At 61.4% G+C, this 415-nt stretch carries 1 protein-coding gene; it reads right to left on the bottom strand.

The genetic code is table 11. The annotated features are described in order from the left end of the window. Nucleotides 1–19: 19 nt before the first annotated feature. Nucleotides 20–415: integrase core domain-containing protein (locus AC1RS9_RS14455; protein ID WP_492921974.1), on the bottom strand; the 396-nt coding region annotated here is incomplete at its 5' end.

The following is a 415-nucleotide window of genomic DNA, read 5'->3' as shown; positions in this document are numbered from 1 at the left end:
CTGAATCGCCCCGGGTTTGTTAGAGGCTGAGTAATGCCGTTTCGGCGGGCGCCGCAACGGTGTGCTGCTGATCGTAGTAAGCCTGCTCGAACTCGACCGGCGGGACGAGCCCGATCTCGCCGTGCAAGCGCTTGTGGTTGAACCAGTCGACGTACTCCGCGATCGCGATCTCCAACTCGTCGATGTTCTTCCACGGGCCACGGTTTCGCACGAGTTCAGCCTTGAACAACGAGTTGAACGCCTCCGCCAGGGCGTTGTCGTACGAATCGCCCGTCGATCCGACGGACGCGACCGCACCGGCCTCACCAAGACGCTGCGTGTAGCGAACTGCGACATGAATCGCCCCGGGTTTGTTAGAGGCTGAGTAATGCCGTTTCGGCGGGCGCCGCAACGGTGTGCTGCTGATCGTAGTAAG

The organism is Dermacoccus sp. MPR-E5 (assembly GCF_058809565.1).
Note: the sequence above shows the minus strand (reverse complement) of the source record. Positions and strands in the feature narration are given on the sequence as shown.